16 protein-coding genes are annotated in these 16,439 nt (G+C 53.8%); all 16 read left to right on the top strand.

Translation table 11 applies throughout. The features are described 5' to 3' along the window. Positions 1–30 precede the first annotated feature (30 nt). The 16 genes from spoVE to GZH47_RS05575 all read left to right on the top strand — a co-directional run bounded on the left by spoVE (position 31) and on the right by GZH47_RS05575 (position 16,359). Positions 31–1,128, top strand: a complete 1,098-nt coding sequence (spoVE, locus tag GZH47_RS05650) for a stage V sporulation protein E (RefSeq protein WP_162639104.1) — start codon at positions 31–33, stop codon at positions 1,126–1,128. Between the two features lie 8 nt (positions 1,129–1,136). Beyond that, complete coding sequence (murG, locus tag GZH47_RS05645; RefSeq protein ID WP_162639103.1) at positions 1,137–2,243, top strand: undecaprenyldiphospho-muramoylpentapeptide beta-N-acetylglucosaminyltransferase; 1,107 nt, start codon at positions 1,137–1,139, stop codon at positions 2,241–2,243. A 204-nt stretch (positions 2,244–2,447) separates the two neighbouring features. Continuing rightward, positions 2,448–3,353: a UDP-N-acetylmuramate dehydrogenase gene (gene murB, locus GZH47_RS05640; RefSeq protein WP_162639102.1), complete on the top strand. Its 906-nt coding sequence runs from the start codon at positions 2,448–2,450 to the stop codon at positions 3,351–3,353. A gap of 15 nt (positions 3,354–3,368) precedes the next feature. Next, positions 3,369–4,649, top strand: a complete 1,281-nt coding sequence (gene murA / locus GZH47_RS05635; RefSeq protein ID WP_162639101.1) for a UDP-N-acetylglucosamine 1-carboxyvinyltransferase — start codon at positions 3,369–3,371, stop codon at positions 4,647–4,649. A gap of 110 nt (positions 4,650–4,759) precedes the next feature. Further along, a complete protein-coding gene (locus GZH47_RS05630; RefSeq protein ID WP_162639100.1) occupies positions 4,760–5,524 on the top strand; it encodes a cell division protein FtsQ/DivIB in 765 nt (254 codons plus the stop codon). Positions 5,525–5,756: 232 nt separating this feature from the next. Further along, positions 5,757–7,001: a cell division protein FtsA gene (gene ftsA, locus GZH47_RS05625; protein ID WP_162639099.1), complete on the top strand. Its 1,245-nt coding sequence runs from the start codon at positions 5,757–5,759 to the stop codon at positions 6,999–7,001. A 15-nt stretch (positions 7,002–7,016) separates the two neighbouring features. Beyond that, positions 7,017–8,156 carry a cell division protein FtsZ gene (ftsZ, locus tag GZH47_RS05620; protein ID WP_162639098.1) on the top strand — a complete coding sequence of 380 codons (1,140 nt, stop codon included), beginning with the start codon at positions 7,017–7,019 and terminating at the stop codon, positions 8,154–8,156. Positions 8,157–8,492: 336 nt separating this feature from the next. Further along, on the top strand, positions 8,493–9,500 hold the full coding sequence (gene spoIIGA / locus GZH47_RS05615) for a sigma-E processing peptidase SpoIIGA (RefSeq protein WP_225446370.1): 1,008 nt from the start codon (positions 8,493–8,495) through the stop codon (positions 9,498–9,500). Beyond that, the gene (gene sigE / locus GZH47_RS05610) at positions 9,479–10,201 is read left to right on the top strand and encodes an RNA polymerase sporulation sigma factor SigE (protein ID WP_090638315.1); all 723 of its coding nucleotides are present in this window, start codon (positions 9,479–9,481) and stop codon (positions 10,199–10,201) included. Before spoIIGA ends, sigE begins: the two co-directional genes overlap by 22 nt. 225 nt (positions 10,202–10,426) lie before the next feature. After that, positions 10,427–11,431 carry a methionine ABC transporter ATP-binding protein gene (locus tag GZH47_RS05605; RefSeq protein WP_162645090.1) on the top strand — a complete coding sequence of 335 codons (1,005 nt, stop codon included), beginning with the start codon at positions 10,427–10,429 and terminating at the stop codon, positions 11,429–11,431. After that, positions 11,428–12,099, top strand: coding sequence for a methionine ABC transporter permease (locus GZH47_RS05600; RefSeq protein ID WP_162639097.1), 672 nt, complete (start codon positions 11,428–11,430; stop codon positions 12,097–12,099). Before GZH47_RS05605 ends, GZH47_RS05600 begins: the two co-directional genes overlap by 4 nt. Positions 12,100–12,142: 43 nt before the next feature. Next, the gene (locus GZH47_RS05595) at positions 12,143–13,003 is read left to right on the top strand and encodes a MetQ/NlpA family ABC transporter substrate-binding protein (protein ID WP_162639096.1); all 861 of its coding nucleotides are present in this window, start codon (positions 12,143–12,145) and stop codon (positions 13,001–13,003) included. Positions 13,004–13,194: 191 nt separating this feature from the next. Beyond that, positions 13,195–13,602 (top strand): GntR family transcriptional regulator, encoded by a 408-nt coding sequence (locus GZH47_RS05590; RefSeq protein ID WP_162639095.1) that lies wholly within the window; start codon positions 13,195–13,197, stop codon positions 13,600–13,602. After that, entirely contained in the window at positions 13,589–14,278 is a 690-nt protein-coding gene (locus GZH47_RS05585) for an ATP-binding cassette domain-containing protein (protein ID WP_162639094.1), read from the top strand. The genes GZH47_RS05590 and GZH47_RS05585 overlap by 14 nt, the downstream gene beginning before the upstream one ends. After that, positions 14,275–15,114 carry a hypothetical protein gene (locus tag GZH47_RS05580; protein ID WP_162639093.1) on the top strand — a complete coding sequence of 280 codons (840 nt, stop codon included), beginning with the start codon at positions 14,275–14,277 and terminating at the stop codon, positions 15,112–15,114. The genes GZH47_RS05585 and GZH47_RS05580 overlap by 4 nt, the downstream gene beginning before the upstream one ends. Positions 15,115–15,126: 12 nt before the next feature. Then, positions 15,127–16,359 carry a PQQ-binding-like beta-propeller repeat protein gene (locus tag GZH47_RS05575; protein ID WP_162639092.1) on the top strand — a complete coding sequence of 411 codons (1,233 nt, stop codon included), beginning with the start codon at positions 15,127–15,129 and terminating at the stop codon, positions 16,357–16,359. Positions 16,360–16,439 lie beyond the last annotated feature (80 nt).

Here is a 16,439-nt window from a genome sequence, read left to right as displayed (position 1 = left end):
CTACTTCAGCTTGCAAGAGGTGTTCGCTTTATGGCCAAAGCCAGGTCCGCCCCGGACATGTGGATGATTATCGCGATCCTGCTCATTCTCGCCATCGGTCTCGTCATGGTGTACAGCGCCAGCGCCGTACTGGCGTTTCATGATTTTGGGGACAAGTTCTACTATGTGAAACGTCAAGTGCTGTTCGCCGCGCTTGGGATCGGGGCGATGATCGCCACGATGAACGCGGACTATTGGATTTGGAAGAAGTGGGCGAAATTCGGCCTGCTCGTTTGTTTCGGGATGCTGCTGATCGTGCTGGTTCCCGGCGTCGGGGTCGTACGCGGCGGCGCGCGAAGCTGGCTCGGCATCAGCTCCTTCGGCATTCAGCCGTCAGAGTTCATGAAGCTGGCGATGGTCATTTTCCTGGCCAAATTGTTATCCGAGAAGCAGCAAGCCGTGACCCAGTTCGTGAAAGGCCTTCTTCCGCCGCTTGGCATCCTGGGGCTGGCGTTCGGCCTGATCATGCTGCAGCCGGATCTGGGCACGGGAGCGGTCATGATCGGCGCTTCGCTGCTCATCATTTATACGGCGGGTGCCCGTCTTCGCCACCTGGGGTCGCTTGCGCTCGTCGGCGTCGCCGGACTCGTCGGTCTCATTGCCGCCGCGCCGTACAGGCTGCAGCGGATTACGGCCTTCCTCGATCCGTGGGCCGATCCGCTTGGCGCGGGGTATCAATCGATTCAATCGCTCTATGCGATCGGACCCGGAGGTCTTGTCGGCCTTGGGCTCGGCATGAGCCGCCAGAAATTCAATTACTTGCCGGAGCCGCAGACCGATTTTATTTTCTCGATTCTATCCGAAGAACTCGGTTTTATCGGCGGGGCAGCGATTATATTACTATTCGGCATTCTATTATGGCGCGGCATGCGAACCGCGATCGCAGCGCCCGATACATTCGGCAGCCTGCTGGCGGTCGGCATAATCGGCATCGTAGCCGTCCAAGTGTTTATCAATATCGGCGTCGTCATCGGCATGCTTCCCGTAACGGGCATCACGCTGCCGCTTGTCAGCTACGGAGGCTCTTCACTGACCCTGCTGCTGACCGCGCTTGGCATTTTGCTTAATATATCCCGTTATTCGAGGTGAGTTTCCCTATGCGTATCGTGTTGTCGGGCGGCGGAACCGGCGGCCACATCTATCCTGCCCTTGCGATCGGCAAGCAGGTCATGGAGGAGGAGCCGGGTTCGTCCCTGCTTTACATCGGCTCCCCGAAAGGGCTGGAGAGCCGCATCGTTCCCGCTCAAGGCATTGCCTTCGAGGCTGTAGAAATTTCCGGCTTCAAGCGGAAGCTGTCTTATGATAATGTTCGTACGGTCATGCGTTTCCTGAAAGGCGTTCGCCGCTCCAAAGAACTGCTTCGCGGTTTCAAGCCCGATGCGGTGGTTGGTACCGGCGGTTATGTATGCGGCCCCGTGTTGTACGCGGCTGCCAAGCTGGGCATTCCGACGCTGATTCACGAACAGAATGCGATCGCAGGCTTAACGAATCAATTCCTGTCGCGCTATGCGGACAGCGTCGCGGTCAGCTTCGAAGAAGCGTTATCGCAATTCAAGCGGTCGAAGAGTACGATTTATACCGGAAATCCTTGCGCGACGAACGTCGTGCGTGCCGATAAACAAGAAGGTTTCACCCATCTGGGCATTCCGTCGGGCAGCCGGATCGTCCTGCTGGTCGGCGGAAGCCGGGGGGCAAAAGCGATAAACGACGTGATGGTGGACATGGTACCGCTCCTCGGGCGGCTGCCAGACGTCCATTTTGTGTTTGTAACCGGCGAAAGCTATTACGAGCAGACGATGGAACGGATCAAGGCTGCGCAGCCGCGGCTTCCGTCCACGCTGAAAGTGCTGCCGTACCTGCATCGCATGCCGGAAGTGCTGGCTGCTTCGCAGCTGGTCGTCGGAAGGTCCGGCGCGTCTTCCCTGGCGGAGATTACGGCACTCGGCATTCCATCCATCCTGATTCCGTCACCGAACGTGACGAACAACCATCAGGAGGCGAATGCCCGAAGCTTGGCGGATGCGGGGGCGGCGGAAATGATCCGCGAACGCGAATTGAACGGTGCGGCGCTGTTCGAACGAATTAGCCGCATCATGATGAAGAAGGACGTCCACACGAAAATGGGCGAGGCAGCACGGGGGCTCGGCATGCCGAATTCGGCAGCGCTGATCGTCGGCGAACTGAAGAAGCTGACGGGGAAGTAGCCCGTGCCTGTCAAATAGGCGATTGTCACACTCCTGCGCGGGAAGGCATAGTATACTGCATAATCGTGACCGTCATCCGGCGGGCTTATAACCTGGCTTCAGGCAGCGCGGGGCGCATGCCGAAGAGCTGGGAATCGAGCTTCTCGGAGGAAAGGACGAACGCCTGGAGGTTTCAATCGCTTGCAGCAGAAGGAGGTACGACGGATGGAACAGTTTTTAGCGGAATTACGTGAAATCGACGCAGGAAGCGTCTTGTATAACGAACCGCTTGCAGCGTATACGACGTGGAAAATCGGAGGGCCTGCGGATGTGCTAATCATCCCGCAGAACCAAGACCAGCTGGTATCGGTCGTCCGGTTGCTGCGCAAACACGAGCTGCAATGGACCAATCTTGGACGCGGTTCCAACATGCTTGTCAGCGACAAAGGAATCCGGGGCATCGTCATTCAACCGGGCGAAGGATTCGATTATGTGCGATTCGATGGCAACCTCATTCATGCTGGGGCCGCATATTCCTTCATCAAGCTTGCGATCATGGCAAGCAAGCGGGGATTGTCGGGCTTGGAATTCGCGGGGGGAATTCCCGGTTCGGTAGGCGGTGCCGTCTATATGAACGCAGGCGCGCACGGATCTGATGTGTCACGTATATTCAAATCAGCTGACATTGTGCTGGAAACAGGGGAATTGGTTCGCTTCGGGGCAGAGGAGATGTCGTTTTCGTATCGTCATACCTGCCTCCACGAAAGACCGGGCATCGTGACAGGCGCCGTATTCGAGCTGGTAGAAGGAGACCGGAATGAAATCTCGGCTGTGTTAGCCGGGTATAAACAACGGAGACTCGACACCCAGCCGCTAAAGCAGGCAAGCGCAGGAAGCGTATTTCGCAATCCGCCGAACGATCATGCCGCAAGGCTGATTCAAGAAGCCGGGTTAAAGGGTATGCGACAAGGTGGCGCACAAGTCTCCACGCAGCACGCCAATTTCATTGTCAACACCGGGCAAGCGACAGCTGAAGATGTCCTCACCCTAATGAAGACCATACAGCGGACCATTTCGGAACGATACGGCATCGAGCTGGTGGCGGAGGTATTGGTTGTGGGTGAGCGGTAATTCGGAGGTGATAGATTGGACAAATTGGTGATTGAAGGCGGGAAACCACTCTCAGGAACCATTGTTATCCAAGGCGCGAAAAATGCCGCTTTGCCGATTTTAGCTGCATGCATGCTGGTTGAAGGAAAAGTGACGATCGATCAAGTGCCCAAACTGCTTGATATCGACGTCATGCTGAACATTTTGCGCGAACTTGGCTGCCGGGCGGAGCACGAGGACCAAACCGTGCTGCTCGACACGTCAAGCCTGCATTCCTCCCACATTCCTGAAGCGCTGATGCGCCAAATGCGATCTTCCATTTTCCTGATGGGACCGCTTCTGGCAAGGTTCGGCGAAGTGACGATTTATCAGCCTGGCGGCTGCGCGATCGGTGAACGTAAAATCGATTTGCACTTGAGCGGCTTGCAAGCCCTCGGGGCGGAAATCGAAGAGGACGGGAGCCGGATTGCCTGCTATGCGAAGAAGCTGAGAGGCGCGGAAATCCATTTGGACTTTCCGAGCGTCGGGGCAACGGAGAACATTATGATGGCAGCTGTCCTTGCGGAAGGGCTGACGACGATCAGCAATGCGGCAAGGGAACCGGAAATCCAAGATTTGCAGCATTTTCTGAACCGTATGGGCGCGAAGATCATCGGTGCCGGTACGGATACGATCACAGTCGAAGGGGTAGAGCGGCTTACGCCTTGCAACTATCAGGTCATTCCGGACCGCATCGTGACGGGAACCGTGATGGTGGCTGCGGCGGCAACCCGCGGGCAGGTAACGCTGCTCAATACTTGCCCTTCGCATCTGACCTCTCTCATCCACGTGCTGAGACGCACAGGTGTTCAAATAGCGGTAGACGGTGATATAATCAAGGTGGGAACAGCTTCGCGTCCCAAATCGATTGACCGGATCGTCACCTCGCCTTATCCGGCTTTTCCGACCGACCTGCAGTCGCAAATCATGGTGCTGCTTGCGCTGGCGGACGGCGTTAGCATCATGAAGGAAACGATCTTCGAAGGCCGTTTCAAGCATGTCGACGAGCTCGCCCGAATGGGAGCCGATATACGCGTCGATCTCAGCTCCGCGATCGTGCGCGGCGTATCCAGGCTGTACGGCGCAACGGTAGAAGCGACGGATTTGCGCGCAGGCGCCGCACTTGTCATCGCAGGGCTTGCCGCGCAAGGCAAGACCGTCGTGGAGCAGGTGCACCACATCGACCGCGGCTATGACCGGATCGAGGAAATGCTTGGCCGTTTAGGCGCCAGAATTACTCGCTTCTCACCCATTACTAACAATACGATCGTGCCTTGACAATACAAGATAGATTTACAGCATGCACAATACGATAGAGTTCGCGTGAGCGGCTCCAGCCCATAATGCGGCGGGATGCCGTTTGCGTTTTTATGAATAGGGGACAAGCCATGCAGGAGAAGATGCCCGTTCTGCGGGAACCAGTCAAACGGCGCAAGGGCGGCAAGAAATTGCTGGCGGTGCTCGTTCTGCTTTTTATCGTTATTTTGGGCGTGCTGTTCTTTAACTCTTCCATTAGCAAAGTTTCGACCGTCACGGTCGAAGGGCAGAAATACTTGCAGGCCGCGGACATCCGGAAGACAGCTGCCATCGAGGCGGGCGATTCCTTCTTCGGTACGTCGACCTCGGCTATCGAGGCGAGAATTCGAACATTGAAGCCGGTGAAGAGCGTGAACGTGACCAAATCCTTTCCGGGGAGCATAACCATTCACGTGCAGGAATACGAAACCGTTGCCTACTCTTTGTCGAACAAGGGAGAATTATCGGCGGTGCTGGCGAACGGAACGATGGTCCCGGCGGGATCCGACCCGTTGGTCGACAAGCCGATCTTGTCGGGCTGGAAAGAGAACGACGCTTTGCTGGCTGCCCTGTGCAAGGCATTGGCCGCCATTCCGGATCAAGCGCTTTCGGATTTCTCCGAAATCAAGCCGGATCCGACGCCGTCCTATTCGGACCGCATCAAAATCTACACGAGAACGCGTTTCGAGGTGATAACCGCGGTATCTCTGCTGTCCGAGAAGATCGCGACGATGAATGCCGTCATCGAAATCCAGCCGCCCGGGACGATCACGCTGCTGCTTGCGGATAAATATGCGCCGTTCATTCCCGAAGAGCCGGAAAATCCCGTCACTACGCAAAAAGAGACTACTCAATAGCGTGAAAGAATGATAGAATTTTATTTATGTAGATTTAATTTACCCCTTTGCATTTTTTTCGAATGTGACGATTACGGATACAGCGTAGCTATACGCCGGTAATATAATTTAAATGTTGAAAAATTTGTAGAAAAAAGAGGGAAAATGAGAACTGCGTTGAATAAGAAGAGATGCATGCACAGACCCGGCAAGAATTTGTACCCTATTAATGTTGAAACGGAGGTGCCAGAGGTTGAGCAGCAATGACATCATCGTCAGTTTGGACATCGGTACATCCAAAGTTCGTGCTATTATTGGCGAAGTGAATAACGGCGTCATTAATATTATTGGAGTTGGATCTGCCGACTCGGAGGGTATACGCAAAGGTGCTATTGTTGATATCGATAAGACCGTCGCATCAATTCGCAGCGCTGTGGACCATGCTGAACGGATGGTCGACATTCAAATAAGCGATGTTTATGTAGGCATTCAAGGCAATCATATCGGATTGCAAACGAATCACGGCGTAGTAGCCATCTCCAACGAAGATCGCGAGATCGGCGAAGAAGATATCGAGCGTGTTCAGCAAGCGTCGAAAGTCGTCGCACTGCCGCCCGAACGCGAAATCATTAATCTGGTGCCGAAGCAATATTTGGTAGACGGCCTCGAAGGCATTTCCGATCCGCGCGGCATGATCGGCGTGCGTTTGGAAGTGGAAGCAACTGTCGTAACCGGAGCGAAAACAGCTATACATAACTTAGTCCGGTGCGTAGAAAAAGCGAATTTACGGATATCGGGCATCATTCTGATGTCGCTGGCATCCGGCCAAATGTCGCTGACCAAAGACGAGAAAATGATGGGCACCGTACTTGCCGATATCGGCGCAGGCTCCAGCACGATCGCGATTTTCGAACAAGGGAGCATCGTTGCTACGTCTACGCTTCCGGTCGGGGGCGAATACGTAACGAGCGATATCTCTTATGGTCTTCGGACGCAGACGGAGCAAGCCGAGAAGATTAAGCAGAAATTCGGCTGCGCGTTGGTTGACGACGCCGCAGACGATCAGAAGTTCAAAGTGATGCGCATGGGCAGCAACGTGGAGAAGGAATTCACCCAGGTTGATCTGGCGAATATTATTGAACCGCGCATGCAGGAAATCTTTCAATTGATCCGCCAAGAGGTTAGACGATTGGGTTACGGCGACAAGATCAATGGCTATGTGCTTACCGGCGGCACCGTAACGATGCCCGGTACGCTTCCGCTTGCGCAGCATGAATTGGAATCGAGCGTCCGCATTGCCGTCCCGGACTACATTGGAGTCCGAGACCCGGCCTTCACGAGCGGTGTCGGCATGATTCAATATGTTTCGAAATATATGAGGGGCCGTACCGTCTCCGCACCTAAGAAAAGTGCGAGCAGGAAGGCTAGCGCAGCAACTTCTCCCTCGAAGCCCGGAATTTTCGAGCGTTTGAAAAATATGTTTAGCGAATTCATTTGATCGGGGGACCATAGAATGTTGGAATTTGATTTCGATATGGAGCAGATGGCGCAAATCAAAGTCATCGGCGTTGGCGGTGGCGGCAGCAATGCCGTCAACCGAATGATTGAGAACGGCGTTAAGGGCGTTGAGTTTATTACGGTCAATACGGATGCGCAGGCACTTCATATGGCCAAGTCGGAGCAGAAGCTGCAAATCGGAGATAAACTCACGCGCGGTCTTGGCGCTGGAGCAAATCCGGAAGTCGGCAAGAAAGCGGCTGAAGAATCGCGCGAAACGGTGATGAATACACTTAAAGGCGCAGACATGGTATTCGTAACAGCGGGCATGGGCGGAGGAACCGGCACGGGCGCCGCGCCGGTTATCGCCGAAATCGCTCGCGAATGCGGCGCGCTGACCGTCGGCGTCGTAACGCGCCCGTTCACGTTCGAAGGCCGCAAGCGGTCCGGACAAGCCGAGCTCGGGATCGATGCCTTGAAAGAAAAGGTCGATACGCTGATCGTCATTCCGAACGACCGGCTGCTCGAAATCGTCGATAAGAAAACGCCGATGCTGGAAGCGTTCCGCGAAGCGGATAACGTACTGAAGCAGGCGGTGCAAGGCATCTCCGAACTGATCGCCGTACCGGGACTAATCAACCTCGATTTCGCGGACGTAAAGACGATCATGACGGAACGCGGTTCCGCACTGATGGGCATCGGCATCGCGAGTGGGGAGAACCGCGCGGCAGAAGCGGCGCGCAAAGCGATTCAAAGCCCCTTGCTGGAAACGTCGATCGATGGCGCGCGCGGCATTATCATGAGCATCACAGGCGGCTCTAACCTGTCGCTGTACGAAGTGAACGAAGCAGCCGAGATCGTCATTTCCGCGTCCGATCCGGACGTCAACATGATCTTCGGTGCAAACTTCGACGATAGCTTGAAAGACGAAATCAAAGTAACGGTGATCGCGACAGGCTTCGAGCATCGCGATTCGTCGAGCCTTCGCCGGCCGGTTACAGGCCAGCAGCAGAACGATGCTCCACAAGCAAGCGAACCGCAGCAGCATCGTCAGCAGCCGGCTAACAACGGTCCTAAACCGTTCGGTACACCGGTTTCCAGCGATCAGCTGGACATCCCTGCATTCCTCCGCAACCGTCGCAACAACGATCGGTAACATCGAGCGAAACGATCGGTAACATCGAGCGAAATAATGGATTAATAAGAGGACTTTAGCCGCTTTCCGTATCTACGGAAAGCGGCTTTTTTGCTAGGAAATAAGCTTCGCGGCAAGCTTGTCCGACCGCTCGGCGCGCGGCGGGTCGACAAAAAAAGATCGCTCCTGACGGCATGATTAGACAGACATTGTAATAGGATTTAACTATACTAGACACAAGCCGCACATCCTCGCTATAACATCACGATTTAGTCGCGACATGTAACGCGAATACTTCGTGCAAACATCGCGAGAAGCAATTAAGAGAAAGCGGACCATGGGAACTGCAGCAGGAAGGTGAAGGCGCTGAATGCAGTTTATATCGATGTCCTGTTTCTCGTAAACCTGTTGATCGACGGTTCCAATTTGCTGCTGACCGCGTGGGTGCGAAGCATCCGCGCCAAATGGTGGCGAATGCTGTTGGCAGCGGGCGTTGGCTCCTTGTACGCCGTCATGATTGTGTTTCCGCCGTTGTCGTTCATGTTTTCCATCGTCGTCAAGCTTTCGTTCTCTCTTGTTATGCTGCTGATTGCTTTCGGATTTGGAAGCGTCCAGCATTTTGTTCGGTTGATCGGCGCGTTTTACGGCGTGAATTTTGCTGCTGCCGGAGCTTTGCTCGGCTTTCATTATTTATTCATGAACAGTTCGAACCAGCTATGGCGGACCGTCATATACGATGCGAACGGCAGACCTGTTTTCATGCTGAGCACGACGATGGTCTTTCTCTTCTCTCTCATTGTGGTCGGCTATTATATTTACCGTTCGGTGATGACTGGGCGCAGGGAGCGGGATTTGGTCACAACCCATCTCGCGGAGGTGAAAGTGCGAATTGATGATCAGGAGCATTGCTGTACGGGCCTGATCGATACGGGTAACCAGCTGTATGAACCGCTCACGCGAACGCCGGTTATGGTCATGGAAACTTCCGTGTGGCAGGATGTTCTGCCGGCTTCCTGGATTCGGTATATCCGGGAGGCGAAAGTGGATCAGTTGCTCGCCGGCATGACGGATGATGAGCCTTTCAAATGGCGTGATCGGCTTCGGCTTGTGCCCTATCGGGGCGTGAACCGAGGCGCGCAATTCATGCTTGCCATTAAGCCGGACCTAGTCATTGTCGATAGGGACGGGGAGCTATTCCAGTCCAAGAAGGTACTGATCGGGCTGGATGCCGGAAAGCTTGTTGCAGACGGGACGTACAGGGCGATTATCCATCCGTCACTTCTTCAAGAGCGCAGCGTCACGATCGAAACCATTCACAGCACTTCGGGAAGGGATGGAGCAGCATGCTCGTCAAATGGAAATTAATCCTGCAGTTATATTATTATCGCGTTTTGTTTTTATTCGGCCTAAAGAGCGAGGAAATTTATTATATTGGCGGAAGCGAAGCGCTGCCCCCGCCGCTCACGCGCGAAGAAGAAGAATATTTGCTGGAGAAGCTGCCGTCTGGCGACTCTGCTATCCGAGCCATGCTCATCGAACGCAACCTGCGCCTTGTCGTGTACATCGCGCGGAAGTTCGAGAACACGGGCATTCACATTGAAGATTTGGTGTCCATCGGCGCAATCGGTCTTATTAAAGCGGTCAATACGTTCGATCCGGAGAAAAAAATCAAGCTGGCCACCTATGCCTCGCGCTGCATCGAGAACGAAATCCTCATGTATCTCCGCCGCAACAGCAAGACGCGGACGGAAGTGTCCTTCGATGAACCTTTGAATATCGACTGGGATGGCAACGAGCTGCTGCTCTCGGATGTGCTGGGTACCGAGAACGATACGATCTACCGCAACATCGAGGAACAGGTCGACCGCAAGCTGCTGCACAAGGCACTGGATAAGCTGACGGAGCGCGAACGCATCATCATGGAGCTGCGTTTCGGCTTGGCTGACGGGGAAGAGAAGACGCAGAAGGACGTTGCCGATCTGCTCGGCATCTCGCAGTCCTATATATCCCGTTTGGAGAAACGCATCATTAAGAGGCTGCGCAAGGAGTTCAACAAAATGGTCTAAACGGTGAACAAATCAAAGTCCGCATCCCCGCATACGGGGACTGCGGGCTTTTTGGCATATGCTTAGTAATTTAATCCAGTGACAGCCTTGCACGAAATTAGTTATAATGCAATTTGTCGTTTTTAAAATCCAAGAACGAATCTTGTGCGGACTCCTGACGGGAGCCGCCGTAAAATGGGTATTCTACCGCTATTGGCTTACGATGGATGGCAGGGGGTAATTGAACTGATCGAGCTCACAGACATAAGCAAATCCTATCAGACCGGTTCCGCATCCGTGGAAGCGATCAAACATATTAATCTGACAATCGCCAAAGGCGAAATATTCGGCATAATCGGCCATTCCGGCGCGGGCAAGAGCACATTGCTCCGTACGGTGAACCTGCTCGAGCGGCCGACGACCGGTACCGTGAAAGTCGGAGACGTGGAGCTGACGAAGCTGACGTCGTCCCAGCTGCAGAAGGAACGCCGGAGGATCGGCATGATTTTTCAACATTTCAATCTGCTTGCCATGGCAACGGTACGGGATAATATCGCGTTCCCGCTTCGCCTTGCTAAATTGTCCAAGTCCGCGATCCGTTCGCGGGTGAATGAACTGCTGCTGCTTGTCGGACTCGAACAGCATGCGGACAAATATCCCGCTCAGCTGTCGGGCGGCCAGAAGCAGCGCGTAGGCATTGCGCGAGCGCTTGCGAGCGATCCGGACGTCCTGCTATGCGATGAAGCGACTTCGGCGCTCGATCCTCAGACAACGAACGCGATCTTGGCGCTGCTGCTCGACATCAACAAGAAGCTGGGGATCACGATCCTGCTGATTACGCATGAGATGCACGTCATCCGCACGATATGCGACCGCGTGGCGGTCATCGACAGCGGCGAGGTCGTGGAGATGGGCGATGTGCTGGACGTCTTCTTGAAGCCGCAGCATGCGACGACCAAAGACTTCGTCAGCCAAGTCGCGGATTCGTTCGACCCGCGCGAATTGATTCCGTTAAGCAAAGGCCGTCTGATGAAGATCAATTACGTCGGCGATATCACGTATGAACCGCTGCTGTTCAATGCGGTCAAATCGACGTCGGTCCAATTTACGATTTTGCAAGGAACGGTTTCGCGCATGAAGAATACGCCTTACGGTCAGTTGGTCATCGAGTTCATTGGGGATTCGCAGGAAATTAAACAGGTGTTGGCCGCTTTGCGGGATAAAGGGCTGGAAGTAGGTGAACTGACATGACGCTGCGGATGTCGCTCGAGAATATCGTCTGGTCGGAAGTGTGGCAGGCGTCCAAAGATACGCTGAAAATGGTCGGCGCATCGCTTCTATTCACGATCATTATCGGCTTGCTGCTGGGCATCGTCCTGTTCCTGACCTCAAAGCGTCAGCTGCTTGCCCAGCCGGTCGTATATTTCCTGTTGTCATTGGTCGTGAATATATTGCGTTCGGTACCGTTCATTATTCTGATGATCATGATCATGCCGGTCACGAAGGCGATCACGGGCACGACGCTTGGCGTTCAGGGCTCCATCCCGCCGCTCGTCGTCGCCGCAGCGCCATTCTTCGCCCGGCTGGTGGAGACGTCGCTTCGCGAGGTCGACCGCGGCGTGATCGAAGCGGCGCAGGCGATGGGAGCATCCCGCTTGGATATCGTCAGGCGCGTGCTGCTGCTGGAAGCAAGACCCAGCCTGCTGGCCGGGGTTACGATTACGGCCGTTACGCTCGTGTCGTATACGGCGATGTCCGGCGTTATCGGCGGCGGAGGTCTGGGCGATTTAGCGCTCCGTTACGGGTACCAGCGGTTCCAGACGGACGTGATGGTCGTTACCGTCATCTTGCTAGTTATTTTGGTTCAACTCCTGCAGATGGCCGGCGACTATTTGGTTCGCCGATTCAGCCGGAAGTAAGGTGGACATCATAGAGTGAAACATCAGATGGAGGAAAGACAACATGAAAAAAGCTAGCTTAACTATTTTGGCGCTCGTATTGATCGCAGTGTTATCTGCCTGCGGAGCCAAGAACAACGACAATGCCGGAAATTCGGCAGGCAGCAATACGACGGGGGCCGGCAACAATGCAGGCACGAAAGAAATTACATTGAAGGTCGGCGCTTCGCCGGTCCCGCACGCGGAAATTTTGAACTTCATCAAACCGGCTTTGAAAGAACAAGGCATTAACTTGGAAGTCGTGGAATTCAACGATTACGTACAACCGAATACGCAGCTGCACGAGAAGCAGCTGGATGCGAATTTCTTCCAGCATGCGCCTTACCTGGAGGGATTCAACAAAGATAAAGGATACGATCTGGTCAGCGTCGCCGGCGTTCATATCGAACCGTTCGGCGGCTATTCCAAAAAAGTGAAGAGCATGGACGAACTGAAGGACGGCGCGAAAGTCGTCATTCCGAACGATCCGACGAACGGCGGACGCGCGCTCGCGCTGATGGCGGCGAACGGATTGATCAAGCTGAAGGACGGCGTCGGCATTGCCGGCACGGTTCACGACATCGTCGACAATCCGAAAAAGCTGAAAATCACCGAGGTCGAAGCGGCTACGCTGCCTCGCGTCCTGGACGAAGTGGATCTCGCTCTTATCAACACGAACTACGCGCTTGAAGCAGGTTTGGTACCGACGAAAGACGCGCTGTTCATCGAAGGAAGCGACTCGCCTTATGTCAATATCCTCGTTGCCCGTCCGGACAACAAAGATTCCGAAGGAATCAAAAAACTGGCGGCCGCGCTGCAAACGCCGGAAGTCAAGAAATTCATTGAAGATAAATACCAAGGCGCGATCGTACCGGCCTTTAAATAATCTTAGGCGAAATCTATCGACGATCGAACTGAACAATAGCGCTGTCTTCCTGCGGGAAGGCAGCGTTTTTCGTTTATTTTGGCGCAAACGGTTGACGATGCGGTGTATTACGGGTATAGTACACATATAGTGTATGAACTACATAGTACACACACCAAAAACAGGAAAAGATAGGCAGGGGTGAATAACCATTGGAAGTGAAGTTCAACAATCGAGATCCCGTCTATTTGCAGGTCGTCCGCCATTTCAAGGAAGAGATCGCGACCGGGCATCTGGCGAAAGGACAAATCATTCCTTCGCGCAGAGAGCTGGCGGCAACGCTGCAGATTAACCCCAATACGGCGCAGAAGGCTTATAAAGAAATGGAGGAACAAGGATTGATCGTAACAGAGGGAAATTCCCCAAGCCGGATTACGTCGGACGAGCGGGTGCTGCAATCCATTCGCGGCGAACTGATCGCGGATGCGGTCGATGCATTCGTCGCTAGCATTCATAACATTCATGTTCCGGTCGATGAGCTGCTTGCCATCGTGAAGCATCGGATCGAGGACAGCTACGCCAAGCAAGCGGGGAGGGACGAGAACGATGATCGAAGTTAAAGGGATCCGCAAGAAATACGGCCGCAAGCAAGTGTTGAAGGATGTATCCTTCACGGCGGAGAAAGGCCAGATCACCTGCCTGATCGGTATCAACGGCGTCGGCAAATCGACGGTGCTCAAAGCGATCATGGGGCTTACGCCGGTCGCCGGAGGCTCTATTCTCATCAACGGTCAGTCGATTTCGAGCAAGACGTACGAGCATATCACGTTCATACCCGACACGATTTCCATGCCGCCGGGCATGACCGTGGCAGCCTGCATGACGTTCATGAAGGACTACTACGTCAGCTGGAATCCGCAGCGGGCTAACGAAATGAAGGAGTTCTTCAAGCTTAACGAAACGGACAAAGTAGGCGAGCTGTCCAAGGGGAACGCCGCCAAGCTGAATTTGCTTCTTGGCCTTGCGCTCGACGTCGACTATATCCTGATGGACGAGCCGTTCTCCGGCATCGACATGTTCAGCCGGGAACAAATCGCGTCCGTGTTCACGAGCCATTTGATCGAAGACCGCGGCGTAATCGTCACGACGCATGAGATTAACGATATCGAGCATCTCATCGATAAGGTCGTCCTTCTCGACAACGGCATCGTCCGGAGGGAATTCGAAACGGAAACCGTAAGGCTGGAGGAAGGAAAGTCTGTCATGGATGTGATGAGAGAGGTGTATAACGGATGAACCGCTATTTGAAGCTCGTCCACTGGGAAATTACGCGATTTTGGAAAATGCTTGCGGCGCTCGTCCTGCTGACGATCGTGCTGCAATGCGCAGGCATCGTCTATGAGACGAAGAAGTATGTCAATCAAGTGGATGCGGATATGTTTACTTCGCACAGCACGATTGCCGCTTACGTGAAGGACAACGGCAAACTGTCGTTTATGCAAATGGTCGGGCGTGCCGGGTTATGGATGTATGCGCCTGTAGCGCTTTGTATCGGCGGGATCGCGCTCTATATCTTCCTGATCTGGTACAAAGAATGGTACGGCAAGAACGCCTTCGTCTATCGGCTGCTGATGCTTCCGACCGCGCGCAGAAACATTTATTTCGCCAAGCTGACGGCCATTCTCTTATTCGTTCTCGCACTCGTGGCGGTTCAGCTCATCCTGCTGCCAATCGAGAGAAGCTTGTTTATGTCGACGGGCGGAAACGAACTGTTCGTTTCGAGCAACATCTATGATTTGATCGCGAATAATCGCTTCTTTACGGCATTGGTCCCGAACACGTTCACGGATTTCGTGATCTATTACGGCGCTGGAACAATTGCTGTCCTGATTTGTTTCACGGTGGTGCTGATGGAACGAAGCTACAGGCTGAAGGGCATCGGAGCGGCAATCCTGTACATCCTGGCCGTATTTTTATTCATGGGGATTCCGTTCTGGCTTCCGGGCAATCTCCCTGCCACGTATTTCTATACGAACGAGCTGATCGGCATCGAAGCGGCGCTCGGAGTAATCGTCGCGGCGGTTACAGTGTGGCTTGGCCTGCAATTAATTACGAAGAAGATAACGGTATAGGGGCGGATGAACATGAGAAGGTATTGGTTTTCGATCGTGCTTCCGGTCTTTATTGCCGCAAGCATAGGTACGTATTATGTCGGGGCGGCGACGAGGAATTTGCCGGAGTATCAACTCCAGACGGTAGCGGGAGACGCGAATGAAGCGAAGTATCTCGTTCTGGAAGGGCAGACCGCATTTTCAGCTGAAGCTCTTTATGAGACTTTGAAGATTGACCTTGATGGAACCGAATACGATCGCAAGAAGTCGATGATTACGGGAATGAAGGAAGACAGAAACCGGCGCAATGCGGATTTGTCCCGATTGATGAAGGAGCATAGCAGCTTTATGCGCGGTAAAGGCAATTACAACGGCTTCTATGCAGGCGAAGACAACCTCGTCTATGCGCAGGCGAATATGGCAAGCCGACGATCGGATTCGGATACGGGGCTGTACAAGTATCAAATTGCCATTTCGACGCTGGATCTAAAAACGGGCAAGAAGAAGCATTTCGACGCGATTCTGCCGGGGCAGCAGATGTATTCATCCATGTACGTCAATGACGTGCAGGAGGCGGGCGACGACATTCAAATACTCGTCCAGCTGTCCAAAGACAGATTGACAAGCGGCAGCATGCTATCCGAGTACCATCTGTACACCGTGGATCCGGTCAAGGAAGGGATCACAGACGACCGAACGATTACGACGGACGTGATCAAGGAAGCTGGCAAATTGGATCGCTACTTTAATCTCAGCAGCAATATGAATGTCGCTTCACCTTCGAACTATGCGCTTTTTGGCCATTCGGCCGTCAAGATCGTCAAGGACGAGCACGGCAATACGAGCGAGAAGCAGATCAGCAACGATTACTCGGTTCTTGATTATGCAACCGGCGCGTTGACCCCAGTCGCGCTGGATAGCCAAGCTCTCAGCGATTCCGCGGAACCCTTCTTAAGCGGCGGGAAGGTAGTTGCTTTATCGAAGAAAGGCGATCAGGCGCACGTGCTTCTGCTCGATCTTGCCAAGGGTGAAAGCTCCCAATTCGACTTTCCATTGTCGGGAGTAGGCAGTGATTTGTCATCGGTTCAGAGATTCGTATCCGGCGACCGGCTTTATATGAGAAACGCGGCCGGGGGGCTGTTAATCGTGGATTTGTCCGGCGGCAAAGTCGTCTATCAAGGCAAGATTACAGTCGACGGCAGTACGAAACAGCAGAAGGAAAGTATGGATAAACTCCAGATCTACAACTTCTACCTCACCCGTTAATTGGTTTGCGGCAAGCCTCCGGTCATCCCGGAGGCTTGTTTTTTGTCTCTATTTATGCATCCCCAAGCAGCGATGTTCTT

This window comes from Paenibacillus rhizovicinus, from assembly GCF_010365285.1.
Lineage (GTDB): Bacteria > Bacillota > Bacilli > Paenibacillales > Paenibacillaceae > Paenibacillus_Z > Paenibacillus_Z rhizovicinus.
The sequence above is the reverse complement of the archived record's forward strand: the minus strand, read 5'-3'. Positions and strand labels throughout refer to the sequence as shown.